Origin of the sequence: Psychrobacter sp. TB55-MNA-CIBAN-0194 (assembly GCF_040309505.1) — a bacterium.
Taxonomy (GTDB): Bacteria; Pseudomonadota; Gammaproteobacteria; order Pseudomonadales; family Moraxellaceae; genus Psychrobacter; species Psychrobacter fozii.
Map to the genome: position 1 here is coordinate 1 of NZ_JBEOOW010000583.1, position 251 is coordinate 251.

1 protein-coding gene is annotated in these 251 nt (G+C 46.2%); it reads right to left on the reverse strand.

Going from position 1 to position 251, the window contains the following annotated elements:
* The coding region (locus AAEY75_RS16360) for an iron chelate uptake ABC transporter family permease subunit (protein ID WP_352260210.1) at window positions 1–227 on the reverse strand (227 nt) is incomplete at its 3' end.
* Window positions 228–251 lie beyond the last annotated feature (24 nt).

Below are 251 nucleotides of genomic sequence, written 5' to 3' on the forward strand. Positions count from 1 at the left end.
GCACCTGCGAGTACAATTTTGACCGGTGTCAGTCCGTCTCTTCCAATGGAGCCTAGAAGAAAGACGAGCATACCTGCAATGGCAGCGCCTAAAAAGGCCGTCCACATATAACCTGTTAACGACTCGGTAGAAAAGAAAACAATCGAAATCACAATAAAAAAGAGTCCACCTGCATTAATACCTAAAAGATCTGGTGCAGCCAGCGGATTTCTCGTCAATGCCTGCATGAGTGCACCTGAAATCGCTAGACT